The 25,405-nt window shown below is 64.6% G+C and carries 17 protein-coding genes and 1 pseudogene; 14 read left to right on the forward strand and 4 right to left on the reverse strand.

Translation table 11 applies throughout. The features are described 5' to 3' along the window. Both AB4Y32_RS37000 and AB4Y32_RS37005 read left to right on the forward strand, forming a co-directional pair. Nucleotides 1–221 (forward strand): annotated as a pseudogene (locus AB4Y32_RS37000) (epoxide hydrolase); the annotation flags it as partial. 347 nt (nucleotides 222–568) lie between these two features. Continuing rightward, nucleotides 569–943, forward strand: a complete 375-nt coding sequence (locus tag AB4Y32_RS37005; RefSeq protein WP_368726025.1) for a hypothetical protein — start codon at nucleotides 569–571, stop codon at nucleotides 941–943. 152 nt (nucleotides 944–1,095) lie between these two features. Here AB4Y32_RS37005 and AB4Y32_RS37010 read toward each other — a convergent pair whose 3' ends face one another. Together AB4Y32_RS37010 and AB4Y32_RS37015 are read right to left on the reverse strand one after the other, a co-directional pair. Beyond that, nucleotides 1,096–1,554 (reverse strand): hypothetical protein, encoded by a 459-nt coding sequence (locus AB4Y32_RS37010; RefSeq protein ID WP_368726026.1) that lies wholly within the window; start codon nucleotides 1,552–1,554, stop codon nucleotides 1,096–1,098. Between the two features lie 114 nt (nucleotides 1,555–1,668). After that, nucleotides 1,669–2,238 carry a hypothetical protein gene (locus AB4Y32_RS37015; RefSeq protein WP_368726027.1) on the reverse strand — a complete coding sequence of 190 codons (570 nt, stop codon included), beginning with the start codon at nucleotides 2,236–2,238 and terminating at the stop codon, nucleotides 1,669–1,671. Between the two features lie 752 nt (nucleotides 2,239–2,990). On the opposite strand from AB4Y32_RS37015, the gene AB4Y32_RS37020 reads away from it, so the two are divergent. From AB4Y32_RS37020 to AB4Y32_RS37050, 7 genes are all read left to right on the forward strand, one after another. Then, on the forward strand, nucleotides 2,991–4,556 hold the full coding sequence (locus tag AB4Y32_RS37020; RefSeq protein ID WP_368726028.1) for a multicopper oxidase domain-containing protein: 1,566 nt from the start codon (nucleotides 2,991–2,993) through the stop codon (nucleotides 4,554–4,556). Nucleotides 4,557–4,623: 67 nt separating this feature from the next. Beyond that, the gene (locus AB4Y32_RS37025; RefSeq protein ID WP_368726056.1) at nucleotides 4,624–6,213 is read left to right on the forward strand and encodes a multicopper oxidase domain-containing protein; all 1,590 of its coding nucleotides are present in this window, start codon (nucleotides 4,624–4,626) and stop codon (nucleotides 6,211–6,213) included. A gap of 19 nt (nucleotides 6,214–6,232) precedes the next feature. Further along, a complete protein-coding gene (locus AB4Y32_RS37030) occupies nucleotides 6,233–14,401 on the forward strand; it encodes an Ig-like domain-containing protein (protein WP_368726029.1) in 8,169 nt (2,722 codons plus the stop codon). Continuing rightward, complete coding sequence (locus AB4Y32_RS37035) at nucleotides 14,398–14,928, forward strand: hypothetical protein (RefSeq protein ID WP_368726030.1); 531 nt, start codon at nucleotides 14,398–14,400, stop codon at nucleotides 14,926–14,928. The genes AB4Y32_RS37030 and AB4Y32_RS37035 overlap by 4 nt, the downstream gene beginning before the upstream one ends. Nucleotides 14,929–14,967: 39 nt before the next feature. After that, nucleotides 14,968–15,777, forward strand: a complete 810-nt coding sequence (locus AB4Y32_RS37040) for an outer membrane lipoprotein-sorting protein (RefSeq protein WP_368726031.1) — start codon at nucleotides 14,968–14,970, stop codon at nucleotides 15,775–15,777. Between the two features lie 26 nt (nucleotides 15,778–15,803). Further along, nucleotides 15,804–16,625, forward strand: a complete 822-nt coding sequence (locus AB4Y32_RS37045; protein WP_368726032.1) for a hypothetical protein — start codon at nucleotides 15,804–15,806, stop codon at nucleotides 16,623–16,625. 2 nt (nucleotides 16,626–16,627) lie between these two features. Continuing rightward, nucleotides 16,628–18,298 carry a c-type cytochrome gene (locus AB4Y32_RS37050; protein ID WP_439899891.1) on the forward strand — a complete coding sequence of 557 codons (1,671 nt, stop codon included), beginning with the start codon at nucleotides 16,628–16,630 and terminating at the stop codon, nucleotides 18,296–18,298. Nucleotides 18,299–18,334: 36 nt separating this feature from the next. On the opposite strand, the gene AB4Y32_RS37055 is transcribed toward AB4Y32_RS37050, so the two are convergent. After that, a complete protein-coding gene (locus AB4Y32_RS37055; RefSeq protein WP_368726033.1) occupies nucleotides 18,335–18,976 on the reverse strand; it encodes a lytic transglycosylase domain-containing protein in 642 nt (213 codons plus the stop codon). A gap of 557 nt (nucleotides 18,977–19,533) precedes the next feature. Between AB4Y32_RS37055 and AB4Y32_RS37060 the strand changes: the two genes are divergently transcribed. Beyond that, nucleotides 19,534–20,325, forward strand: a complete 792-nt coding sequence (locus AB4Y32_RS37060; protein WP_368726034.1) for a response regulator — start codon at nucleotides 19,534–19,536, stop codon at nucleotides 20,323–20,325. A 64-nt stretch (nucleotides 20,326–20,389) separates the two neighbouring features. On the opposite strand, the gene AB4Y32_RS37065 is transcribed toward AB4Y32_RS37060, so the two are convergent. Beyond that, nucleotides 20,390–21,523: a sensor histidine kinase gene (locus AB4Y32_RS37065; RefSeq protein ID WP_368726035.1), complete on the reverse strand. Its 1,134-nt coding sequence runs from the start codon at nucleotides 21,521–21,523 to the stop codon at nucleotides 20,390–20,392. Nucleotides 21,524–21,799: 276 nt separating this feature from the next. Between AB4Y32_RS37065 and AB4Y32_RS40795 the strand changes: the two genes are divergently transcribed. From AB4Y32_RS40795 to AB4Y32_RS37085, 4 genes are all read left to right on the forward strand, one after another. Next, nucleotides 21,800–22,807 carry an SCO family protein gene (locus AB4Y32_RS40795; RefSeq protein WP_439899892.1) on the forward strand — a complete coding sequence of 336 codons (1,008 nt, stop codon included), beginning with the start codon at nucleotides 21,800–21,802 and terminating at the stop codon, nucleotides 22,805–22,807. A 22-nt stretch (nucleotides 22,808–22,829) separates the two neighbouring features. Further along, the gene (locus tag AB4Y32_RS37075; protein WP_368726036.1) at nucleotides 22,830–23,522 is read left to right on the forward strand and encodes a response regulator; all 693 of its coding nucleotides are present in this window, start codon (nucleotides 22,830–22,832) and stop codon (nucleotides 23,520–23,522) included. 153 nt (nucleotides 23,523–23,675) lie between these two features. Then, nucleotides 23,676–24,134, forward strand: a complete 459-nt coding sequence (gene gspG / locus AB4Y32_RS37080; RefSeq protein ID WP_439899893.1) for a type II secretion system major pseudopilin GspG — start codon at nucleotides 23,676–23,678, stop codon at nucleotides 24,132–24,134. Between the two features lie 54 nt (nucleotides 24,135–24,188). Then, nucleotides 24,189–25,391: a type II secretion system F family protein gene (locus AB4Y32_RS37085; RefSeq protein WP_368726038.1), complete on the forward strand. Its 1,203-nt coding sequence runs from the start codon at nucleotides 24,189–24,191 to the stop codon at nucleotides 25,389–25,391. Nucleotides 25,392–25,405 lie beyond the last annotated feature (14 nt).

Raw genomic sequence — 25,405 nt, forward strand, 5'->3', positions numbered from 1 at the left:
CGCACGCGAACTTCTTCCTCGCGGCCGACGTCAACGTGCCTGCCGCTGTGAGCGCGTTTCCGGGTGAAAACTACCAGGCGCCGAAGAGCTGGACCGAAAAGGCGTATCACAACCTGATTTACTTCAATAAGCCCGAAACGGGTGGGCACTTTGCGGCATGGGAAGAACCGATGATCTTCGCGAATGAAGTGCGCACGGGGTTAAGGCCTTTGCGTGCGTAAAGTGCGACGCGCTCCGATGCGCATGCGTCGGAGCGCTCGTCGATGTAGTCGTGCCAGTCGGGTCCACGCGAATGTCGTACTGCGGGAGAGTCCGTTCCATTTCGATCGAAAGTACGCATTCGCACCGACGGTTTATCGTATTTACTCTATCGCGTGCGACGGAATAGCCTTGCTCAGCTACTGGGACACGATGAACTATCTTCACGTCCAAGCCGACCGGGTTGCCGTTGACGAATGTATGGTCGTCGGCAGGCGATCGACAGCGGCTTTTGCACCACACCCTGAACTATTTTTCGCCATATCCCGCTGGCTTAGTGTCTGAAGTACCTTTTGAAGAGGCGCGCATCATGAGCAGCAATACCGCTAACTTGCCGGTCATGGAGTACGACTGGAATGACAAAAGAATCCGGGAGATCGCTGAGAACATCCGGCATGCCCAGAAGGCGGGCTGGCCTGACGTCCTGACGTACGTGTACCGAGGCGACGATGACATCCGGAGATTGTCACTGCGAGGCATTCCGCGAATCCAGAGTCGGGATGAATACCCGTTTGCCAGCACTTTGGAAAATGAGGGAAGCGTCTGGGTTGGCCACGCCTCAGTAGAGCAGCAGACCGCGCAGCGCGACTTGATGAACCGTTTTTATCGGAGCAATGGCGCGTACCAGAAGGGAGCCACCTTCAAATTCCGCGTCAGCGTTATTAACTATCCTGTCCCAACGTGACGAACGACGAATTCGCAGCGGGCCTTCCTTTTGTCAAGCCGCTTGAGCCGCCTCGATCATATTGCTCGGCTGGCACGACCATGCCTTGACGCGGACGGCCGTAGCGACTCGTCAGCGCCGGTGACGCCGCGACCTCGATCACGAGTTCGCCCTCATTTCGCGGCCTGCGGCGCTTGAGGATATCCACGGCGATGCCAGATTCGATTGCGCGCGGGCCAGCCAAAACCGGCTGTGCAGCTTGCAGCCTTCGCCAATGTCCGGTCCCGCCTACCGGTGAGTTGTCGAGGCATGGACATCCGAAGTCCCGCCTCGATCTGGTGAACCTTGGCCCGGTCGTACAGGACGTCAGGACAGGGCTTCACATCGTGGCCGGCATCGCCGCGTGCATACCCACGGCCGTAATACAGACTCATCGCCCTCGAAACATGCTTGAGCTGGAACTGGAGAGACGCATCGGACACGAGTCCGGATGCCTGCATGTTGACCGTTCCCGTTCGCCTCAACTGGTGCCAGGCCAGTGGCCAGACCTTGCCCACAGCAAACCGCCCCGAATCGAGCGTGGGTGTGACGAGACGTGCCAGATCACGATCCTGTTGCGTAATGCGCAGCACGTCCAGATCAAGCAGTTTCGGATATCGACGCAGGACAGTGAGGTAACTGGGACTGACATGTCGAAGGTGGTAGTCGGGCGTGCGGCCAACGTTCCACGGCTCATGAACATGGGTCTACAAAAAGGGATTGCGCGCATGTTCTGGCGCGAGCCGTACGACTGGATTCGCTTGCGCACATGAGATCCGAAGCCGCGCAACAACGTACATTGCTTCCACGGCGACCCTGACCGAAGGCGACGCAATCCAGATCGCCTCGTTGTCCTGCATCGTCTTCGTCGTCACACCGCGCAACGTGCAGATCGGGCCGAACGCGGGATCGTCTTCGACACGAAGGCAGTCTGCCCGGAGGTTCCATCCTTCCTCGATCCGCATCAGCGTAAAGTTCAGCAGGTAAGCAAGCCCGGCACGACTGATCAGGGTCAGGTATCCGGAAAATGAATCCACACCGATCGATGCGTTGCCGTACTGGCGCCCGCGAGGTCCTACCCAGCGCTCAAGCAGTCCGTCAATACCGAACCTCCCGGCCGTCAGCGCAAAGGGGCCAAAATAGCGCTTGCGGCTTCTCGCCCCGGTAGCGGAATCTGGCTGGAAGAATGGATTGGCCGCCGATGACCTGCGCGCCTCAAACGCTGCGGAGAGCGAGCCGTAGTTCCGGGCATAGGCCTCGATGCAAAGTGGAAGCATTCCTCAACACGTTCCCGGTGTGCGAGGAAATCGTCGAGGCATGTGCGTAGCCGGTCCACCTCGTATTGCCAGATGCGCGGGGGAATATAAGGCGTCTGCCATGCCTCGTGTGCGGGAAGTGCAGCCTGCAAGCAGGCTATCCCTTCGCGGTCCAGGAGCGTGAAACCGAGATCATCGCGCTGCTCGTGGATGGCCTGCAGAATTCCCGCAAGTTCGTTCGCCCCCGCTCGGGAAATCACCTCGGGTACGACGCGTTGCCGATGCAGCAGGTAGTCGGTCCAGTGAATGAATACGTCGATGACCGTATTGAGGGTCATCGCAGCTCCGCCGTCATCCGCCCACGCGAAGAACCGGCGCACGCAATAGATGCGGGACCTGGCCGTCTCCTTGCCGCCACCACTCACAAGGACGCTGGCAATCTCTGAGTGTATCCGCTGAACGAGTGCTATCCGCTCGGGAACGGGTATCCCCAGGTCTCCGCCGGCAATCAGGGCAGAAACATGATTCGGCCGGGCTGCGGCCCCTCCGCGATAAATCAGGCCGAGTAAATTCCGGGCGCGTGCGTTGCCGCGTATTCCCCGTTCCTGTTGGGTCAACCCTACCGCAAGTGTAGGGAGGTGCCCCATCCCGCCGCCCGTTGGCCATCTGCAAAATCCTGATACGGGAAGGCGTGACGATGCACCTGGTCCCGTGATCGCAGAGCCCGACGGCAGCGCGCCCCCGGCGCTGACCGACTCCTCAGCGGAGGTCCTATGTTCAGTACCCTCGCATATCGCAACGGCGCGGCGGCGCTGTTGCTACTGCTGTTCGCGTTGCCGTCTTTCGCGCAGTCGTTCCGCGTGCAATGTCCGCTCACCACCACACTGCATCCGAATGCGTTGCCGGCAGGCGCGGGCGAACCTGCCTACACGGGCCCGTCCTTCACGGGACCGACCTCTCAGCCGACCAACGTCGTGAACGGCGCGATCAAATGCCAGCAGATCTCGGGCGGCGACGGCTATGCGACGATGGCCGACGGCACGCAGACGTATCTGTTTGCATTCGGCCCATTGTCCGGTCTCGCGGACATCAGGAAGGGACTGCCCGGTACCCAGTTCGCGTCGGTGTTCAATGTGGTCGGCACGGCCGCCGATCCCAACTACAACGGCGCGATCGGTCTCGTGCCCGATCCGGACTCGACGCCGCCGGGACAGTTGACGGGCCACGTCGATCCGCGCCAGATCATGGACGTGGGCGTGATGAACGGCAACATGCCCGCGCCGACCATGGCCATCGACGAGGACGACGAGTTCTTCCTCACGCTGACCAACGTCGGCATGATCATGCGGCCCGACCTGTTCGAGCAGCATACGGTGCACTTCCACGGCTATCCGAATGCGTCGTCGTTCTACGACGGGGTGCCGGACGCGTCGGTCGCGATCAATATCGGCGCGAGCTTCACGTACTACTACCTCGCACCCGACGCCGGCACCTACTTCTGGCACTGCCACATCACGCCGCCTGAGCATTTGCAGATGGGCATGGTCGGGCAGATCTTCGTGAGACCGCGCCAGAACCGCGTGGCGGGCGGCGCAAAGCTCTACGATGCGCTGCTGCAGCAACAAAAAGATCCGCGCACCGCGTGCGGCAACGACATTCTCTGCTCGACGCCGCTGCCGCCGCCGAACGGATACATGCACGCGAACAACAAGAACGGCACGCCGACGCTCTACGCGTACAACGACGGCGACGGCACGACGGCCTATGACGTCGAGTACCCGGTGCAGATTCACGGCTTCGATCCGAACTTCCACTTCGTGGGCATGACGTTCAATCCGGAGCCCTTCACCGACATGAAGGACAAGTACTTCCTGCTCAACGGCCGCAGCTATCCCGACACCGTCACGCAAGGTCCGATACAGACGCCCGTCGCCGACGGCTCGCAGCACTTCTCGCAGCCGCTGCCCGCGCTCATCAACATCCCGTCCGGCGGCAAGGCGCTCTTGCGGATCTCGGACCTCGACACGAGCGAATTCCAGACGCTCGCCTCGCTGGGGATTCCGATGCACGTGATCGGTATCAACGCGCGCCTGCTGCGCGACCTGGCGGGCAACGACATGACCTATATGACCAACTCGATCACGCTCGGCGGCGGCGAGTCGATCGACGTGATTCTCGATGCGAGCGATACGAGCCTCTACGCGCCGGGCTCTGTCTTCTATCTGTACACGCCGAACCTCGATCACCTGTCGAACGATGCCGAGAACTTCGGCGGATTGATGACCGAGGTCCACATCTGTCGTCATTCGGTGGACCCGACCACGAAGTCCTGCACTTAGGAGATGAGCCGTGGGCAAAATCATCGACAACCTCTGGCGCGCAAGACACGCGCGCCGCCGCCCGGCGCTGCGTTTCACGTTCGCCCACGCGCTCTTCTGCGCGGCTCTCGTCACGCTGCTGTACTGTCTGAATGCGCACGCGGCCGCGCCCGGCATCACGGGGACGAGCTTCGATCTCAGCGCCGAGGCCAACCGCATCAGCCAGCCTGACGGAACGAGCGTCTACGCGTGGGGCTACGGCTGCCACACCGCGCCGTCGGGTTTTTCTCCCGCCAACATTCCCGGCGCGAACTGCCCGAGCATGCAGGTGCCTGGGCCGACGCTGATCGTGAAGCAGGGCGACGTCGTCACCGTCACGCTGACGAACAACCTGCCCGAAGCGGCGGGCAATACGTCGATCCTGTTTCCCGGCTTCCAGGTCTGCGCCGCCGTGCTCAACACGGACGGCACCTGTCCGACGACGCTCACGGGCGTGCCCGGCCTGCTCACGCGCGAGGCGACGCACGGCAACAGCGTGACGTACAGCTTCGTCGCTTCGACGCCGGGCACGCATGCGTACTACAGCGGCACGCAGGGCGACCTGCAGGTCGAGATGGGCCTGTCGGGCGCGATCATCGTGCTGCCGACTTCGGCGCCCGGCGCGCTCGCCGTGCCCGCGGGCTGCCGCGCCGTGCAGGGGACGCTGCCCGACGGCCAGCCCGACTTCCGCAATGCGGCTGCCGCGTACAACCATCCGTCGACCTGCTACGACCGCGAGTACCTGTTCCAGTTTTCGGAGATGGACCTGCGCATCCATACGCAGGCGGAGCAGGAAGCGAGCAAGGCGTGCTCGCAGCCCACGGGCTGCATGTCAGTCGAGACCGAGCCGTATCACCCCGCGTATTTCATGATCAACGGCCGCTCGATGCCCGACGACATGGACTCGAACTACGCGCAGCAGTATCCGCATCAGCCGTACAACGGCAATCCGCACATGCATCCGGGCGAACTCGTGCTGTTGCGCGTGATCGGCTCGGGCCGCTGGCAGCATCCGTTCCACGAGCACGGCAATCACGTGCGCGTGCTCGCGCGCGACGGCAATCTGCTGCTGAGCAAGACGGACGCAACGAAGCTCGCGGGGCCGCTGCTCTTCACGACGACCACGACGCCCGGCCTCGCGATGGACGGCATCTTCTACTGGACGGGCAAGGGTCTGAACTGGGACGTCTACGGCCATACGGCGGGTGACGGCAGCGTCTGCATTCCCGATGCGAACGGCTACTACACCGTCAACAGCAATCCGCCCGCGCCACCCAATGCGCCGAACTACTACGAGTGGTGCGCCGATCACAACAAGCCGCTCGAAGCGCATCCGTTCGGCAATGTCGGCAGCGGCGGCCCCGTGACGTTGCCCGATGCGCGCGTGCTGACGAACGGCCCGTGGTACGGCGGCAGTCCGTATCTCGGCCCCGACGCGACGATCCGCGCGACCTCGTTCACAGGCACGACGCCGCCTAGCGGCACGATCGCGAATCCGCCGACCTCCGAAGCCGGATTCGCCTACATGTGGCATTCGCACAATGAGCGCGAGATCACCACGAACAACATCTTCCCTGGCGGAATGATGATGATGATGCTCGTCGATCCGCAGGCGTTCACGATCAACGAAGGCAATTAGAGAGACGGGGAGAATCGCGATGAGATCCAGCGATTTCAACAGTACGCTTGCCGGCCTCGTGAAGTGCGCCGCGGCGGCAGCGCTGATGACTGTAAGCGCGATGGTCTGCGCGCAGAGCGTGACCCTCACTGCAAAGGCCCAGACGATTGCGCTTCCCGACGGGCAGGTCGTGCCGATGTGGGGCTACGGCTGCTCGGCGGCGGCCGTTGCGCCCGCAACCTGCGCGGCGACGAATCAGGGCGCGGGCGCGAACTGGTCGCCCGTCGTGATCACGACGCCGCCCGGCTCGCTCACGATCAACCTCACGAACAGCCTGCCTGCCCAGGTGCCGACGTCGCTCGTCATCGTCGGCCAGCTGGGCGCCGGTCTCGGCAGCACGGCGACGTCGACCGCGAGCCCCGCTCACCCGACGCAGACGGCGACGACCTGGCCCATTGCCGGCACGGGCAGCGGCGCGAGCTTCACGCCGCCCGTGCAAGGTTCGCGCGTGCAGTCGTTCTCGACGGAAGTGACGATGGGCAACACGACGGCGCTCACCTGGAACAACCTGCGCCCCGGCACCTATCTGATCGAATCGGGCACGCACCCGTCGATCCAGGGGCCGATGGGCCTCTATGGCGTGCTCGTCGTCACGACGCCGCCCACGGCGGGCTCGCCGCAAGGGACGGCCTATCCGAACGTCAAATACGATGCGGACCTGCCGCTCGTGCTGAGCGAAATCGACCCCGTGCAGAACCAGGCCGTGGCGACGGCCGGCGCCACCCCGGGCTTCAGCGAGACGCGCGTGTGGTCCGGGCTGTCGGGCGGCTGCGGCGATCCCGCGTCGGCGACCTACGGTACCTGCTATCCGCCTGCCGTGAACTACGATCCGCGCTATTACCTGATCAACGGCGTCGCATTCGATCGCTCGAATGCGAATGGCTCCGCGTTCCCCGTGACGGCGCCCGCATCGACCACGACAGCGACCGGCCAGATCCTGCTGCGCTTCGTCAACGCGGGCCTGCGCATGCATGTGCCGTCCGTCGTCGGCGCGCAAACGGGCACGCCGCCCGTGTCCGGCTTCTCGCTGATCGCCGAGGACGGCAACGTGCTGCCGGGCAATCCGCGCGTGCAGAGCGCCGTGTTCCTCGCCGCCGGCAAGACCTACGATGTCCTGATGAACTCGCCGCCGACGGGTGCGTTCGCGCTGCCGCTGTTCGACCGCCAGCTGAGCCTGTCGACCAACAACCAGCGCGACGGCGGCATGCAGGGCTATATCAGCGTGAACGGCGGCGCGTTGCCGACCTCGGCGGCGGGCAATGCGAACGCGAAGGCGAACCCTGACTCGTACTACCTCGTCGCGGGCAATACGCTCTCGGTCTCCGACCCCGGCAAGGGCCTGATCGCGAACGACGTGGGCGTCTACGGCGTGCAGATCAAGACGCAGCCGACGGGCGGCACGCTGACGCTGAATCCCAATGGCACGTTCACCTATGTGCCGAATTCGGGCACCACATCGGACAGCTTCGTCTATCAGGCCAACGGCAACCCCGCATTGACGGCCACCGTGACGCTCAACGCCTGCTCGGGGAGCCAGAGCTGCCAGTCGGGTCCGCCCATCGCGTCGGATGACGCATACAGCAGCAATATCGCGTCGCAGCTTCATGTCGGCGCGCCGGGCGTGCTCGCCAACGACCATGATCCGGCGGGGCTGCCGCTCACGGCGGCCATCGTCGGTGGCGCGTCGGGCGGCACGGTGACGCTCAACAAGGACGGCTCGTTCAACGTCGCGCCCAATGCTCCGCCCGTCGGCAATGCGACGGCGACAGTCACGTTCCAGTACACGGCCGTCAATTCGCAGAGAACGGCGAGCGCAAACCCGGCGACCGTCACCGTGACCTTCAAGGGCGGCAGCGGTCTCGTCGTCGCGGTCAAGGACGCGAAGGTGGGCACCCCCATCAACGACTACCGCTGGATCATCGAGGAAGACCGCACGTTCCAGATCGATCCCGCCTGCCAGGTGAACTCGTCGACGCGGCCAGCGTCATGCCCGCCGCTGCCCGTGCCGAGCCTCGGCACGAGCTTCCACACGAGCTATATGCCCGTCGTCGCGGCGGGGTGTGTGGGCACGGTGTCGTGCGAGTCGGGACAAACCGTGTTCGATCCCGGCACGAACACGCACGTGCCAGCCGTGTGCGATGTCGGCAACGGCGTGTGCCGCACGGATGCGGCCCAGCAAACGCCTGTCGATCCATCGCAGGTCGCGCTCGATCCGACGAAACACTACTACCTGTCGATCCTGCCCGGCGACGCAGGCAACACGTTCACGGCCGGCGCGGGCGCACCACAGCCCGTCAACCCGAATAATCCGGATGGCCCGCAGAGGCAGTTCGATATCGCGAAGGATTGCCCGTCCGGTCCGGGCGGCGCGGACTTCGCGCCCGGCACGGGCACCTGCGGACACGCAATGGGCGGCGCGGCGATTGCGCCCGCGCAGCACGCCGTCAACGTGCTGTTGCAGCAGACGCCGTTGCAGACCGCGAAGATATCCGTGTTCGTGTTCGAAGACGATGCGCCCGTGAACGGCGAAGTCGACGTGAGCGGCGGCACCGACGCATTCGGCACGGCCCGCGAGCCGGGCCTCGGCGGCTTCGAAATCAAGCTCTTCGACGACGCGGGCGGCACGGGCGATGCGACGGGCCAGATGACCTACGACATGTTCAACATGCCGCTGTCGAATTCGCTGCAAGGCACGATCGATCCGAGCACCGGGCTCGACGCCTGCCCGATCACGAAGGCGGCGAACGACGGCCTCGTCGGCATGATCCCGACTTGCCCGAAGTTCGAATCGGACGGCAAGACGATGTCGCCGCTCGTGGGCCAGGCGATCATCGCGAACCTGATGCCGGGACGCTACGGCGTCGTCGCGACGCCGGCTGCGGATCGCATCGCGAGAGGCGAAGAGTGGCTGCAGACCAATACGCTCGACGGCCAGAAGGCTCACGACGCGTTCATCAAGGTGGGCGGCCCCGCGTACTTCCAGGAGTTCGGACCGGCGGGCTTCCACGTGACGATCGGCTTTGCCAATCCGAAGATCATCAACGCGCGGCTGCCGGGCATCTGCAACGGCGTGGCGTGCAATAACGGCATCACGGGCAAGATCACGAATCTGCACTACAGCCGTCCGCCCAACGAAAACCTCTACAGCAGCGGCTCGCGCGATTCGCTGGGCTTCACGCAGTGCTATGTGAGCGTCGGCGATCCCGATCTCGAGGACGTCGCGTTCACGAAGTGCAACGCGGACGGCACGTTCAGCATCAATGGCCTGCCAGACGGTCTGTTCCGCATCACGGTGTTCGACCAGTGGAACGACCAGATCGTCGACGGTCTCGCGACGGCCGTGCAACTGAAGGGCGGACAGGTGCAGAACGTCGGCGATCTGCCCGTGCTGCAATGGCATACGAACCTCTATACGCGGACCTACATCGATACGAACGCCGATGGCGTTTCGCAGGATAGCGAGCCCGGTCTCGCGCTCGTGCCGACCAATATCCGCTTCCGCGACGGCAGCTATTCGAACTTCAACAACACGGATCTGAACGGCTACGCGTCATTCAATGAAGTGTTCCCGCTCTTCAACTGGTACATCGCCGAGGCCGACACGACACGCTACAAGCAGACGGGCGTGCATGTCGTCTACGACGCGGGCGGACCGCCCGACGGCACGCCTGGCGGCGGCAACTCGTCGATTGCGGCGAACTTCGCGAACACGCAGGAATCGGCGACGTCGCATCTGCCGTCCGACCTGCGCGTGCCTGGCGCGATCTACTGCAACGACGCGGACTGCAGCGACCGCTCGGGGACGAACCCGTCGACGGGCCGCATCGATCCGCCGTGGGTCACGACGATGGGCTGGCAGGGCTTCTCGGGCCAGAACTCGTTCATCGAGTTCGGCAAGGCGCCGTTCGGTGCCAACGAGAACGGCGGCATTCATGGCGAAGTGATCTATGCGTCGACGCGACCGTTCGACGATCCCGCTCTGCTGCTGCATACGAGCTGGACGCCCAACGTGCCGAACGTGACGGTCAATCTGTACGCGGAAGGCACGGCGCCCGACGGCACGCAAAGCCTGACGCTGGTCGATACGACGAAGACGAGCAGCTGGGACGACTGGGCCCAGGGCTTCCGTTCGGACGGCAAGCCGAACATGAACTGCCCGGGCCAGGAAACCACCGATCCGTTCTTCTTCACGCTGAAGAACAGCCCGCAGTGGCTCGATCCGCAAAAGCGCCCGCTGCCTTATAACGCGCAGTTCAAGTGCTATGACGGCATGCACGCGTTCAACCAGTTGCAGCCCGCGCCGTACGACGGGATGTACCAGTTCCCGAGCGTGACGGGACGCGATCCGTCGAAAGGCATGCCGACGGGGTCGAACTGCACGATCTGCAGCAAGCAGGCCGATGGCTCGTACATGCTGCCTCCGGGCAAGTATGTGGTCGAGATCATCGTCCCGCCGGGCTATGAGCTAGTGAAGGAGGAAGACAAGAACATCCTGATCGGCGACAACTACATCGCACCCGTCACGCAGCAGTTCGGCGGGCTGGGCAACATCTTCATCCTGCCCGACCAGGCGGCCGTGAACTCGACGTACAACCGCAACAACGCGCAGAACCCGACCACCGATCTCGGCTCGTCGCCGCGTCACGAAGGCGACACGGGCAGCGTCGAGACGTTCTGGCCGTGCGTCGGCGCGCTGCGCGTCGTGCCGGATTACATCAGCCTGTTCCCCGGCTCGCAGGAAGTCGCGCCGTTCGCGGGCGCATCGCGGCACCTGTGCGATCGCAAGGAAGTCGTGCTGACGGACCAGATGTCGGTGCTCGCGAAGTTCTGGGTGTTCAGCTCGACGCACGTGGCTGCGCACTTCACGGGCTTCATGCTCGACGACTTCTCGTCGGAGTTCGATCCGTACTCGCCGCAGTTCGGCGAGAAGTTCGCGGTGCCGAACGTGCCCGTCTCGCTGAAGGACTTCGCGGGCAACGAAGTGAGCCGCGTGTATTCGGATCAGTGGGGCATCTTCAACGGGATGAACTATTCGACGTGGGAAGTGAACCCGCCGAACCCGACGGGCTACGCGCCGACGATGATGGTCGCCTGCATGAACGATCCCGACATGCCGGACCCCGCGCATCCGGGGCAGACGATCCGCGATCCGCTGTTCAACCCTGCGTACAGCCAGTTCTGCTACGAGATACCGTTCATGCCAGGCCAGACGCAATACATGGATACGCCCGTCGTGCCCGTGTCCGCGTTCGCGGACGGCTACAACCCGCCCGATTGCGCGTACCCCGATGCGACGCCCGCGATCTCGTCGGTGACGGGTGACACGAGCAACGGCGGCGCGGGTCCGTGGGTGAGCGCGGCCAACCATACGCTGACGATCAAGGCGCTCGGCGACCAGCAGGTGCTGAACCACGCGTATGGCGGTCCGGCGGCGACCACGTCGCCGTACAACCAGAAGTTCGTCACGCGGCACTATGGCTTCGGCGCGCAGCAAGGCACGGGGTCGGTGACGATCGGCGGCGTGAATGCGCCCGTGACTTCGTGGTCGGATACGCAGATCGTCGTCAGGGTGCCGTTGCTGTCGGCCACCCAGTCGAGCTGCACGATCCAGCAGCGCGGCGTCATCACGCAGACGCGCTGCGGCGAACTCGTCATCACGTCGGGCAACGGCAAGAAGTCGATCGACACCGTGACGGTGACGATCGGCGGCAAGGCGCCGACCTATGTCGCCGGCGAGAACGCAACGAACAACGCGATCCAGACGGCCATCGACAAGGCGACGCCGGGCGACATGATCATCGTCGGTCCGGGCAACTACAACGAGATGCTGCTGATGTGGAAGCCGGTGCGCCTGCAAGGCGTGGGCGCGCCCACCGTGGTCGTGAACGCGAACACGCATCCGTCGGGCAAGGTCGATCCGTGGCGCAGACAGGTCGACTGCCTGTTCGGCGTCGCGCTCAACGGCAGCCCGATCACGTCCGGCAATCCGTACGATCCGTCGGGAACGTACGCGTGCTCGGCCGCGATGCAACGCCAGGTGGATGCGATTCCGCTCGAGCCGACGGTAGGCTGGGACAACACGCTCAACGGCAATCTCGGCGAGCTGCTGATGGAGCCGACCTTGATGGGCGCGTACGAAGGCGCGGGCATCACCGTGCTCGCGAAGGGCGTGCGCGACGTGCGCGTGGGCGGCCGGCTGCAGCCCGATCCGAACTGCACGGCGAACGGCATCTGCGTGCCGCTCACGGCCAGCAACGCGGATTGCAGCACGTATTCGAGCAACTTCCTGTGCAATCCGTCACGTGTGGACGGCATCACGTTCACGAACAGCTCGCAGGGCGGCGGCGGCATCTTCCTGCACGGCTGGAACCACTATACGGAGGTGTCGAACAACCGTGTCTTCAGCAATGCGGGCACGCTGACGGGCGGGATCACGGTCGGCCAGGTCGAAGTGCCCGACGGCACGATCGCCGCCGATGGCTTCACCGAGGAGCCGTTCGCGTACAACACGCATGTCAACGTGCACCACAACTCGGTGACGTCGAATGCGTCGTACGGCGACGAGATCAACTCGACGACGCCTTCGTCGGCAGCGGGCGTCACGTTCTGCTCGGGCGCGGACAACTATCACTTCAACTACAACTGGGTCTGCGGCAACATGAGCAGCGGCGACGGCGGCGGTGTCGCGCACTTCGGCTTCAGCTACAACGGCGACCTGTCGCACAACTGGATCCTGTTCAACCAGAGCAACAACCCGACGCTGCCGACATACGGCGGCGGCGTGATCGCCCAGGGCGTGCCGCCCGACGGCACGTTCTGCGAGAACAACCCGGTCGATATCGACTGCGCGCCGCAGCTCTCGGATGGCGTCGGGCCGGGGCTCGTGATCGACGGCAACCTGATCGTCGGCAACACGGCCGAAAGCGGCAAGGGCGGCGGCCTGCGCCTGCAGAACATCAACGGCACGGACGTGCAGCGCAGCCCGCGCACCCGCAGCCGCTGGTACGAGGTGAGCGTGACCAACAACATCATCGCGAACAACGTGGCGGGCTGGTCGGGCGGCGGCGTGTCGGTGCAGGACGCCGTGCGGGTGAACTTCATCAACAACACGGTGATGTCGAACGACTCGACGGCTTCGGCGGGCGTGCTGTTCAATACCCCGCTCGCGGCGCAGGCCAACGTCGGTCCGCCGAACTGCACGACGGTCGGCTCGGAAACGACGTGCAGCCCGATCACGACGTCGACGATGCAGCCGTCCGGCCTCGAGACCGCGAAGCACACGCAGAACTTCCTGACGGCGTTCACGGCGGGCAACGCGGGCTGTCCGGCCGGGCAGGACTGCAGCCACTTCTCGTTCCCGGTGCTGAACAACGATGTGTTCTGGAAGAACCGTACCTTCTACATCACCGTGGGCGGGCTGAATCCGAACATCCCGGGCTTGCAGAACACCGTCACGCTGAACCCGACGCTGAACCAGGCGGGACATCAGACGGGCTACTGCGATCCGAATGCCGTGTACTGGGATATCGGCACCTATGGCGATACGAAGCCGTCGGATCACTCGTCGGGCATGAGGCTCACGCCGCAGTACTCGATCCTCACGGATGCGGGCGACTATCCGAACGCGCACAACAGCGGGGCGGACCCGAACGTCGTGAGCATGTACTGCAACGGCGCGCGCGTGCCGCCCGAAGGCGGAGGCAATGGCTTCGCGGTGCCGCCCGGCATTGCCGACACCGTGCTGCCCAATCCGCTGTTCGGCCTGCTGCCGTCGGCGACGCCGGATGAAGGCAACCAGTGGATCAACATGTCGTACGGGCCGCTGTCGCTCTTCAACATGACGTTGAGTTCGGGCAGCACGGGCTATGGCTTGCCGCTCGGCAACTACTCGATCAAGACGGGGTCGCCTGCCGTCAATGCGGGCACGAACGCTGGTGCGCCGAATCACGACTTCTTCGGCACGCAGCGTCCGCAGAGCGGCGCCTATGACATCGGCGCGGTGGAGCTGCCGCGCACGGGGCTCTTCGCTGGCGCCAACCTGCCGTTCGCCCCGGGCGCGCTGCTCGACCTGCTCAACCAGGTCTTGGGCACGGGCACGGCGGGAACGGGCGGTACGCAGGCGAACGCGACCACGGGAGTCGTGCAATGAGACGCGCGGCGAGAACGGCCGCGGCCGCGTGGCTCTGCTGTGCCGCATTGCCGGCGATGCCGGCAGCGGCGCAGCAGACGCAACCGGCGCAACAAGTGCAACCCGCGCAGCGGGCGCAGAAGGTTGCAATGCACGGCGGCGACCCGCACGCGTCGCACTATGTGCCGATGAAACTGCCGGGTCACGCGCGCGCTTTCTATCAATCGGTGCGCGGGATCGACAACATGAGCGTGCGGCGCACGGCGTCGGGCAATCTCCTGCGCTTCAGCTATCGCGTGACGGACCCGGCGCTCGCGAAGCTGCTCGGCGACAAGGGCACGACGCCGTATCTCTACGGCGAGGCCAATCATGTGCTGCTCGAAGTGCCCGTGATGGACAACATCGGCCAGTTGCGTCAGACGGGCACGCTTCAGGTCGGCCAGGAATACTGGATGGTGTTTTCGAACAAGGGCAATCTGGTGAAAGCGGGGGACCGCGTCCACGTGCTGATCGGCTCGTTCCATATCGACGGACTGGTCGTCGAATGACGCACGGCGCGTGCGCGGCACGACATTGAGGAGATCGACATGACTCGGGGCATTCTGATGGCGGTTTGCACGACGGGAGCGATAACGGCGAGCGCGGTCTCGCACGTCGCGCTGGCGGCGGGTGGCGGCGGCATGAGCGCGGCGCAGGTCGTCGAGCGCAACGTGGCCGCGCGCGGCGGTTTGCAGGCGTGGCGCGCCGTCGGCACGATGACGATGAGCGGACAGATCGACGTCGGCGGCAAGAAGCCCGTCAAGCTGCCGTTCGTCATGACGATGAAGCGGCCTCACAAGAGCCGCTTCGAGCTGAACTTCGACAACCAGGTCGCGTTCCAGGTCTACGACGGCGTGCAGGGGTGGAAGGTACGGCCGTTCCTCGGCCGCAATGTCGCGGAGCCTTATACGCCTGCTGAAGCGAAATCGGCGGCGGAAACAGCGGACCTCGACGGCCCGTTGATCGACTATGCGGCGAAGGGCAGCCAGGTCGCGTTGCAGGGCATGGATACCGTCGAAGGGCACCGTGCATACAAGCTTCTGCTGACGACGAAAGATCACGCGCAACGGCATGTGTGGATCGACGCGTCGAGCTATCTGGAGTCGAAGATCGAAGGCGATCCGCGCAAGCTCGACGGCCGGATGCACGCGGTTTCCGTCTACTACCGCGACTACCGTCGCGAGAACGGACTGATGGTGCCGCATCTGGTCGAGACGCAGGTGACGGGCGTGAAGCAGAAGCATCAGATGACGATCGAGCGCGTCACCGTGAACCAGCCCGCCGACGATGCGCTCTTCGCGAAGCCGCAGTTGCCCGCGCAGCCGCAGTCCGCGCCCGCGAAGGTCGCGGGCAGATGACATCGCGCGTTCGAGGGGGGCCGATCATGAAACGCTTCACGTCATGGCTGCTGGCGGGCTGTGTGTCCGCGCTCGCATGGGCGCAGATGCCCGCCGCCGAGCGGTTGCTCACGGTCGACGAGATCATCGCGAAGAACGCGGCCGCGCGCGGCGGCGACGAAGCCTGGCGCAAGGTCCGCACGATGATCTGGATGGGACATGTCGAAAGCGCGAATGCGCCGAATCCGAACGCGCCCTTCATGCTGGCGATGCGGCGGCCGAGCAGCACGCGCTTCGAGATCACTGCGATGAACCAGCGGATCGTGCGCATATTCGACGGCAAGGAAGGCTGGAAGATACGGCCGTCGTCAGGCGGCGCGCCGGATGTGCAGCCTTATACGCCTGCGGAAATCCGCTATGCGCGCGACGAGCAGGTGATCGACGGGCCGTTGCTCGATCACACGGCGAAGGGCATTGCGGTGGCGCTCGACGGCATGGAAGCCGTCGAAGGGAAGAACGCTTACCGGCTTGCCGTGACCTTGCCTTCGGGCGCGCATCGGCATGTGTGGGTCGATGCCGCATCGTTTCTCGACATCAAATACGATCGCGAAGCGCCGAGCCTTTCGCGCACGCCTGTCACGATCGAAGTGACGTATCGCGATTATCGCGAAGTCGATGGCTTGCAAGTGCCGTTCGTGATCGAAAGCGGCGTGACGGGCGCGGCGAAAAAGGACAGGCTCGTGCTCGAGCGGGTCTCGGTGAATCCGCCGCTCGAGGACGCGATGTTCATCAAGCCCGCGTTGCCGGGGCGGCGCGCATCGGTGGCCGTGGGCGTGAGCGGCATGCCGGCGCTGCGTCGCGTGCCTTAGCCATGGCGCGCGGTCTCATCGCGAGAGCGGATGCGTTGCCGGGGCGCCTGCTGCGTCTGCTGTTATCGAGCGCGCTTGCCGCCGGCTTGCTGATGTGCGCGCATCACGCTCGCAGCGCGCCGCCCATCGATGTCGGCGAAGCGATCTTTCGCGACGGCATCGCAGGCGATGGCCAACCTGTCGAGGCGACGCATCAGGGGCAAGTCGCGATGCGGGGCGCGGCGGCGGCGTGCGTGAATTGCCATCGGCGCAGCGGGCTCGGCTCGAAGGAAGGCAACACGACGATCCCGCCCATCGCCGCGCAGTATCTGTTTCATCCACCCGCGCAGAGCCCGGACGAACTCACGATACCGTTCATCGACGGCATGCGCACCAGCCGCGCGCCTTATACGGAAGCGACGCTCGCGCGCGCGATCCGCGAAGGCATCGATTCCGAAAGCAAGCCGCTCGGTTATCTGATGCCGCAATTCGCGCTCAATGACGCGGACATGCGTGCGCTGATCGATTACCTGAAGACACTCGACAGGCGCAGAGCGCCCGGTGTGACGGACACCGTGCTGCACTTCGCGACGATCATTACGCCCGACGCCGACCCTGTGAAGCGGCGCGGGATGCTCGATGTCCTTCAACATTATTTCGCCGACAAGAACGCGGCGCCGCTCGGCGCGACGCCCGCGTTGCGCTCGTCGCGCAAGATGATGTTCATGGTGAACCGCCGTTGGGAACTGCACGTGTGGGAACTGCATGGCGCGCCGGACACATGGCAGGCGCAATTGCGCGAGCATCTTGCGCGGCAGCCGGTGTTCGCCGTGCTGTCGGGCCTGGGCGGCAGGAACTGGGCGCCCGTTCACGACTTCTGCGAGCGCGAACAGGTGCCGTGTCTGTTTCCGAATGTCGAAGTGCCCGTCGAAAGCGAGCACGACTTCTATTCGATGTATTTCTCGCGCGGCGTGCTGCTCGAAGCGGAGCTGATCGCGAAGCGAATACGCGAGCCTGTGGGCCCCTCATCCGCGCGCCCCGTCAAGACGGTGATCCAGGTCTATCGGGCGGGCGACAGCGGCGAGGCGGCGGCCCAGGCGCTCGCTGCGGATCTCAGGAAGCAGGGCGTTGCCGTCGAGAATCGCGCGCTGCCCGCCAATGCGCGCGTCGCGACGGCGCTGCACGGCGCGGCACATGCGGGCGCGCTCGTGCTATGGCTCAGGCCACCCGACATCGCCGCGCTCGGCGATGCGCCGCCCGCTTCGACGGCCGTGTACTTGTCCGGGCTGATGGGCGGGCTCGACAGCGCGCCGTTGCCTTCGCGCTGGCGCGACAGCGTGCGCGTCGCGTACCCCGTCGATCTGCCGCAAGGCCGGCGTGTGCGCGTCGACTATGCATTCGGCTGGTTCGCGATACGGCACATTCCCGTCGTCGATGAACGCGTGCAGGCCGACACCTATCTCGCGTGCGGGCTCCTCGCGGAAACATTGAGCCATATGGTCGATGCTTTCGTGCGGGACTATCTCGTCGAACGCATCGACGACATGCTGGAGCATCGCATTCTCACCGGCTACTATCCGCGCCTGACGCTCGCGCCCGGCCAGCGCTTCGCATCGAAAGGCGGGTATATCGTGCGCTTCGCGCAAGCCGTCCCGCTGCACGTCGTCGCGGATAGCGACTGGATCGTGCCATAGCCTTCCCGCGTCGCATGCGGCCGTCGCGGTTTGCAGTCAACTGCTGGCAGGCAGCATCCGCCGGTATTTCTCGAGCACGCGCGGCACGTAGGCGCGCGTTTCGGGAATCAACGGAATCCGATAACCGGCGCGTATCACCGCGTTTTCTCCGGCGTTGTACGCGGCGAGCGCCAGCTCCATGTCGTTCTTGAACAGATCGAGCAGGAAGCGCAGATAACGTGCGCCTGCGAGCACGTTGTCGCGCGGGTTGAACATGTCGCCGTCGGAGAAGCGGCGCGCGGTATCGGGCATCAGCTGCATGAGGCCCAGCGCGCCTTTATCGGAAACGGCGCGCGGGTTGTAGCGCGATTCCACGTCGATGACCGCGCGCAACAACTCGGGCTGCACGTGGAAAGTCTCGCTTGCCTCCGCGATCACGGTTTCGAACTGCGTGCCGTCGACGCGAGAGGATGAAGTGCCGCCTCGCTCTTTCCCGCCGCTCGCGGATGCAGGCGCGGCGACGATCAGCGACATGCCCGCCTTGCCGGGCGTATCGGTCAGCACGACGGCGCCCGTTTTGTCGACCTTGCCGAAGATGTCGGCGTGCGCAGGCTGCGCGAGTGCGAAGAACACAACCCAGACTGCGACGGATGGCGCGGACGCCGGGTGTGCTGGTCGTGTCGCTGCATGCCCGCGCATGATCGTTCTCCGCTGGTGCTCTGATTGTGTTGCGCGGTCCAGCGGGCAGCAATGGGGCGAGTCCCCCTTTTTCGGACGCGCAAGCGGAGGGCTTTCACCCACTGTACAGAAACGTTACAGATGGGCGAGGTTTGGCGGAGGGTTGTTTTGCCGGCGTACCGGCGAGTGGATGCGAGCATGGGAAGCAAGTCAGGCGGCTCGAACCGGCATGGGTGATTTCTGCCAAACGCCCCGCGCTTTGGCATCGGTTTTCTCTTTTGGCCGATTATTACGGAGCTTTGAAATCGGGAGGAACGAATCAGAAATGAAACGTTTTTGAGGGCAGTTTTTACCGGTATTTGACGCTTCTTAAACAACCCGACACCGGGGCAGGCCGCGCAAACTTGGCAAGAAGCTTGCTGTTTAAGAGCCAAACGCGGGCCTGGACCGGGCTTGGGCGCGCGATGTCAGGTATGCGAAATATATGAGTAATGTTCACGAAAGTAACAATAGAAAGAAGAAGAATTTTGTGCTCGCTGCTCCATAGCCCGCACACTTCGGAAACCGAGGAGCCGAACGTGAATATCAAACATCGGGTGATCATCGCAGAGGACCACGACCTGCTGCGCAATGGACTGCGTTCGATGCTATCGGCGCAGGGCGAATACGAAGTGATAGGCGAGGCGCGCGACGGGAAGGAAGCATGTCAGCTCGCCATGACGCTTGCGCCCGACCTGATCCTGATGGATCTGTCGATGCGCGGCATGAACGGCATCGATGCGACGGCGGCCATCAAACGGCGTTCGCCACTCGTGCGCATCATCGCATTGACGGTGCATCAGAGCGAGGAGTATGTGCGCGAAGCGTTGCGCGCCGGTGTCGACGGCTATGTGCTGAAGGACGTGTCGTTCGACGAATTGCTCTTCGCGATGCGTACCGTGATGCACGGCAAGAAGCATTTAAGCGCCGACGTCTATGGCTTCATGGTCGACTCGTTCGTGACGGGACGCGAGATCGCCTCGCCGAAGAAGGCGTGGGACCTGCTGACGGCACGCGAGCGCAGCGTGTTGAAGCTGATTGCGGAAGGGCGGACCAACAGGCAGGTGGGCCAGTATCTGAATCTGAGTCCGAAGACGATCGAGAAATACCGCGCGAGCGTGATGCACAAGCTCGCCATCGAGAACGTCACGGAACTGGTGCTCGCAGCGATCAGCATGGGACTGCTGACGTCGCTCGCATCGAAATGCGCGGAGCCGGAGACGGACGACAAGCTGTATCACCTGCGCGTTGCGGGCGCGCAGGCCGACGAGGAAACGGGCGATGCGCAGAACGGCGCGATGCCGCGTCTGAGCGGTACGGCGGCGGGCTAGTGCTGTCCGCCTGCTACGCGTCGACAGTACCGCAAGCAACGCGTGAAGACGTAAAGACGTAGCGCTAAAGACGCCAGCGCGCGGACACTTCGGTGCCGCCGTCATCGCATGCGTTCATCGTGAATGCGCCGCCTTGCGCTTCCACGCGATGCTGCATGCCGATCAGGCCGAGCCCATTCGAACTGGCGTCGTCGGGGCGAAGGGGATGTGTGTCGTAGCCGGCGCCGTCGTCGCGTATCGATAGAAGCAGATGCGCGGCTTCGCGCTGCAATTCGATGCGGATCTCCGAAGCGGCTGCATGCTTGACGATGTTGTTGAGCGCTTCCTGGACGATGCGAAAGATGTCTGCCTTCAGATGCTCGGGGATTTCACTATCCTCGACGCCGCACGAAAGCACGACGCGCAATGTCTCGACGCTTTGCTCGACACGCCGGCAAAGCGTGCTCAGTGCAGCGGGCAGCCCCAGACGTTCCAGCGCGAGCGGCCGCAATTCCCCGCATATCTGCCGCATTTCGCCGATCGTGTCGCGTATCTGCAGCACCGCTGCATCGAGCAGTTGCGCGGCATCGTCGGCTTGTCCGCGACGCAGACGCATGCGCGCATCCTCGACCATCAGCTTGATCAGCGTCAGCGCCTGGCCCATGCCGTCGTGAAGCTCGGCGGCGAGGCGTTCGCGTTCGCGCTGCTGGCCCCGCGTGAGCCAGATCGACCGCCTGTACGCATCCTTAAGTGCTTCTTCGAGCGGCGTCGTTTCGCCATACGCGGGCAGCGGCTCGACGAACAGCAAGAGGCGCAGACGTCCATCCGCATCGCCCGACGCAAACGTCTGCTGATACACGTGCAACGGCATCCGATGGCCGGTTCGGCCTGCGAGCGTCACGTCGAACGAGCGGAAGGGCTCATTTGCATCGACGGCGTATAGCTGCCGTTCGACATCCGCGCGGTCCTCTTCGTGCGCGATGTCGGCGATGCGCTTGCCGGCGAGTTCGGCGCCCGTGTAGCCGAGCAGCGCGGCCGCGCTGCGATTCATGCTGACGATGGCGCCGCTCGATGTCGTCACGGCGAGCGCCGCGCCGCGCGCGTCGCTGACGTGCGCCGATTGCGGCTCGGTGTCGCGCATGGCTTTGCCCAGCTTGCGCATCGCATCGATCAGATCGCGCAGCTTCACGGGCGGTTCAGGCGGCGTAGTGGCATCCATGGGCGCTCCCGGCTGGTTGACCCGAAAAACTTTCAAGCCGCTCGGGGATTGTAGGCTGCGAGCCGCACGCGCCGCAACGGGTCACGTGCTGCGATACGTACGGGGGATAGCGTCCCTCATAAGGCGGGTCATCCCGCAGGTGGAAGTCTCCTACCGTGCTTTGGGTAGCTTCATCCAATGACGCTCCCAACCCGATTGACGAGACTGAACGAGCAAGGGCGAATTGCGCGCCGGGCCCTGGTTCGCAGCCCGTTGCTTCATGAAGAGGAGGTTGCGATGAACACCCGCAAGTTCGTAATCGGCGCGCTCGTCCTGACGGGCGCGGGACTGACCGCGCAAGTCGCGGTGAGCGCCGACGCGCAACAGATGCCCGCGGCCGATGCGCAGATGGAGGCGCAACATCGCGACGCTTCAATGAACATGGACGAGGCCAAAGCCGACGATGCCATTGCAGATGCCGTCGAGAACAGGCGCGATGACACGATGCAGGACAGCGCGTCGAAAAATGCCGCGATGCAAGGCATGACGGCAAAAGAGCGGGTGATGAAGGAGGCCGCGTCGGCGGGCATGGCCGCGCGGGACACGACGACGGAAGAAGCCGCCGCGCCTCATGCCCACGCAATGCCCGCCGACATGCCGATGGACAGCATGCCGATGCCCGCCGCGCACGACGCGACGGCGCCCGCCGAGGCGATGCCCACTCACGACGACCCGTCGAACGACAAGCTTCACTCGATGACGGACGGACACGAGATGCACGCTCATCATCACGACATGGCGCCGGGCACGACGCGCACCACGGCCGACTACACGTTGCCGCCCGTCACGCTCGTGCGCGACGACGGCAAGGCCGTGTCGCTCGTCGACGAACTGAACGACGGCCGCCCCGTCGTGCTGACTTTCATCTACACGTCATGCACGACGATCTGCCCGATGATCAGCCAGACCTTGGAGCAATTGCAGAACGAACTGGGCAGCGAGCGCGACAAGGTTCACATCGTGTCGATCTCCATCGATCCCGAAGAGGACACGCCCGCGCGGCTGAAGGCCTACGCGGAGCGCTTCGGCGCAGGTCCGCAATGGCAGTACTACACAGGCACGGTCGAAGCGAGCGTCGCGGCGCAGCGCGCGTTCAACGTCTATCGCGGCGACAAGATGAACCACACGGCCGTTGCATTCTTCCGCGCCGCGCCGGGCAAGCCGTGGCTGAGGCTCGACGGCCTCGCGACACCCGACGAGCTGTTGAGCGCATATCACGAGGTGGTCGGCAGCAACGGTTCGTGAACCCGCTGTGCGGAGGTGCAACGTGGAGAAGATCCACCGTGTGCTGATTGCCGAAGACCAGCCGCTGCTGCGCGGCGGACTGTGCTCGATGGTCCGCGCGCTGCCGCAATACAGCGTCGCCGGCGAGGCGAGGGACGGCGTCGAGGCGTGCAGTCTCGCGATGTCGCTGCTCCCTGATCTGATCCTGATGGATCTGTCGATGCCCGGCAGGAGCGGCGTCGAAGCGATCGCGGACATCAAGCGACAGGCGCCGCAGATACGGATCATCGCGCTGACCATCCACGCGAGCGACATGCACATGCGCGAAGCGCTGGCAGCGGGCGTCGACGGCTACGTGCTCAAGGACACATCGTTCGACGAGCTCGTCGAAGCGATGCGCGTCGTCATGCTCGGCCTGCCCAACGCGACCCTCGACGAATATGGCGCGCGGCATGGCGAGCCGCGCGGTCTCGCGTCGAACGTGCAGCACGCGCAGACCTGGAGCGCGCTCACCTGCCGCGAGCGCACCGTGCTGCGCCTCGTCGCGGAGGGATGCACCAATCGCGAAGTGGGGGAGCAACTGCGCCTGAGCCCCAAGACCATCGAGAAACATCGCGCGAGTCTGATGCGCAAGCTCGGCGTGTCGAATGCGACGGGACTCGTGCGCGTGGCGTTCGAACTCGGCGTGCTCGCGCTGCCCGAGGAGGCGGGCAATGGGTTGAACTACTTCATCTGAGGTGGCCGGAACTGGAGGGTCTTTACCCATTCGTTTGCACGAGTCTCCCTACTTCGCGCGCATGCGGACGTGAACAAGAATGCACTCAGGCGTCCTGGCCGCGCGAAGCGCGGCAGTCATAGGGAGGACAACAACGTGAGCGACATCCGGTTCATGTCCCCATGCGGCAAGCCTGGTGCTGCGCGTGCACGACAGGCCGCACAGACCGCACGCGAAGGTGGCTTCACGCTGCTCGAACTCCTCGTGGTCATGGTCATCATCGGTCTTCTGGCGGGCCTCGTCGCGCCGCGTTACTTCGAGCAGGTCGGCAAGTCGAATACGAAGATCGCGCGCGCCCAGATCGAATCGCTCGGCAAGGCGCTCGATCAATACCGGCTCGACGTCGGCGCCTATCCGACCACGGAAGAAGGCTTGCAGGCGCTGATGACGAAGCCGCAGGACGCGCTGCACTGGAGCGGCCCCTATCTGCAGAAGGCCGTGCCGCCCGACCCGTGGGACCGTCCCTATCAGTACCGCGCGCCCGGCGAACACGGCGACTACGACCTGTATTCGTATGGCAAGGACGGCCAGCCGGGCGGCTCGGGTGAGAACTCGGACGTGATTTCCTGGTAGAGGGAAAAGGGGCGCTTGAGCATGCCTGAGCAAGGCGATGTGAGGAGAAGCGACGTGAAGTACGTGCTGCGGGTCTTCGATACGAGCGGGGCGGTGCAGACAGTGCGCGTCGAAAGCGATTCGACGGCGGCTGCGGCGGCGATCGCGCGCGCACGAGGATTGAGAGTCGTGTCGGTGCGCGGCGAACGCAGCGGTACGCAGTTACGCATGCGCGCGCCGGCGCTCGTGCGCGGCAAGTTCAACGTCGAACTCTTCGCGCGCGAACTCGCGGCGCTGCTGTCGGCGGGCGTCGGTGTCGTCGATGCGCTGCGCACCCTCGCGAGCAACGAGCGGCGCGAAAGCTCGGCGGGCGTCTATCGCGGATTGCTGCGGCGTCTCGAAGAAGGACAGTCGTTGTCGGCGGCGCTCGAACAGGCCAGCGACGTGTTTCCCGCCGTGCTCGTCGCATGCGTGAAGGCGAGCGAGCAGACGGGCGGTCTCGCGGACAGTCTCACGCGCTATTCGCGCAACAGCGCGATGCTGCACGAACTGCGCGCGCGCGTGGTATCGGCGGCGATCTATCCGACGGTGCTGCTCGTTGTGGGCGCTATCGTCGTGCTCTTCCTGCTGGGCTTCGTCGTTCCGCGCTTCGCGACGCTGCTCGAACATAGCGGGCGCGAGCTACCGCTCCTTTCGCAGCTGCTGATCGCGTGGGGCAGCCTGGTTCACGCGCACGACAAGACGCTGGCGATCGCGCTCGCCGTATTGACGGTCGCGGGCGCCATCATCCTGCGTCGTCCGTCCACGCGAGACTGGATCGCCGATCGCATGCTCGCGTTGCCCGGCATCGGCCAGTACTTCCGCGTGTTTCGCCAGTCGCAGTTCTTTCGCACGACGGCGATGCTCGTCGACGGCGGCATTCCCGCCGTGCGTGCTTTCGATCTGGCGAGGGGACTCGTTGGCCGTTCCGATCAGGCGGCGCTCGGCCGCGCGCTCGATCAGGTGCGCAACGGCGCGAAGATCTCCGACGCGTTCCAGCAGGCGTCGCTCGCCGACGCGATCACGTACCGGCTGCTGACCGTCGCGGAGAAGACGGGCGGCCTCGGCCCCGTGCTCGACCGGATCGCCGCGTTTCAGGAAGCTCAGGTTGCACGAGCAATCGATCTGATCTCGCGGCTGATCGAGCCCGCGATGATGATCTTCATCGGCGTCGTGATCGGCGGCATCGTCGTGCTGATGTACATGCCGATCTTCGAAATCGCGTCGAGCGTTCAATAGCAGGCGAGGGCGTC

The organism is Paraburkholderia phymatum, from assembly GCF_040965635.1.
Lineage (GTDB): Bacteria > Pseudomonadota > Gammaproteobacteria > Burkholderiales > Burkholderiaceae > Paraburkholderia > Paraburkholderia phymatum_B.

Excerpts from the sequence above, each read along its gene's own strand:
- AB4Y32_RS37005 (WP_368726025.1), top strand. The coding sequence starts at position 569 with ATGAGCAGCAATACCGCTAACTTGCCGGTCATGGAGTACGACTGGAAT.
- AB4Y32_RS37015 (WP_368726027.1), bottom strand. The coding sequence starts at position 2,238 with ATGCTTCCACTTTGCATCGAGGCCTATGCCCGGAACTACGGCTCGCTC.
- AB4Y32_RS37020 (WP_368726028.1), top strand. The coding sequence starts at position 2,991 with ATGTTCAGTACCCTCGCATATCGCAACGGCGCGGCGGCGCTGTTGCTA.
- AB4Y32_RS37030 (WP_368726029.1), top strand. The coding sequence starts at position 6,233 with ATGAGATCCAGCGATTTCAACAGTACGCTTGCCGGCCTCGTGAAGTGC.
- AB4Y32_RS37035 (WP_368726030.1), top strand. The coding sequence starts at position 14,398 with ATGAGACGCGCGGCGAGAACGGCCGCGGCCGCGTGGCTCTGCTGTGCC.
- AB4Y32_RS37040 (WP_368726031.1), top strand. The coding sequence starts at position 14,968 with ATGACTCGGGGCATTCTGATGGCGGTTTGCACGACGGGAGCGATAACG.
- AB4Y32_RS37045 (WP_368726032.1), top strand. The coding sequence starts at position 15,804 with ATGAAACGCTTCACGTCATGGCTGCTGGCGGGCTGTGTGTCCGCGCTC.
- AB4Y32_RS37050 (WP_439899891.1), top strand. The coding sequence starts at position 16,628 with ATGGCGCGCGGTCTCATCGCGAGAGCGGATGCGTTGCCGGGGCGCCTG.
- AB4Y32_RS37055 (WP_368726033.1), bottom strand. The coding sequence starts at position 18,976 with ATGCGCGGGCATGCAGCGACACGACCAGCACACCCGGCGTCCGCGCCA.
- AB4Y32_RS37065 (WP_368726035.1), bottom strand. The coding sequence starts at position 21,523 with ATGGATGCCACTACGCCGCCTGAACCGCCCGTGAAGCTGCGCGATCTG.
- AB4Y32_RS40795 (WP_439899892.1), top strand. The coding sequence starts at position 21,800 with ATGAACACCCGCAAGTTCGTAATCGGCGCGCTCGTCCTGACGGGCGCG.
- gspG (WP_439899893.1), top strand. The coding sequence starts at position 23,676 with ATGTCCCCATGCGGCAAGCCTGGTGCTGCGCGTGCACGACAGGCCGCA.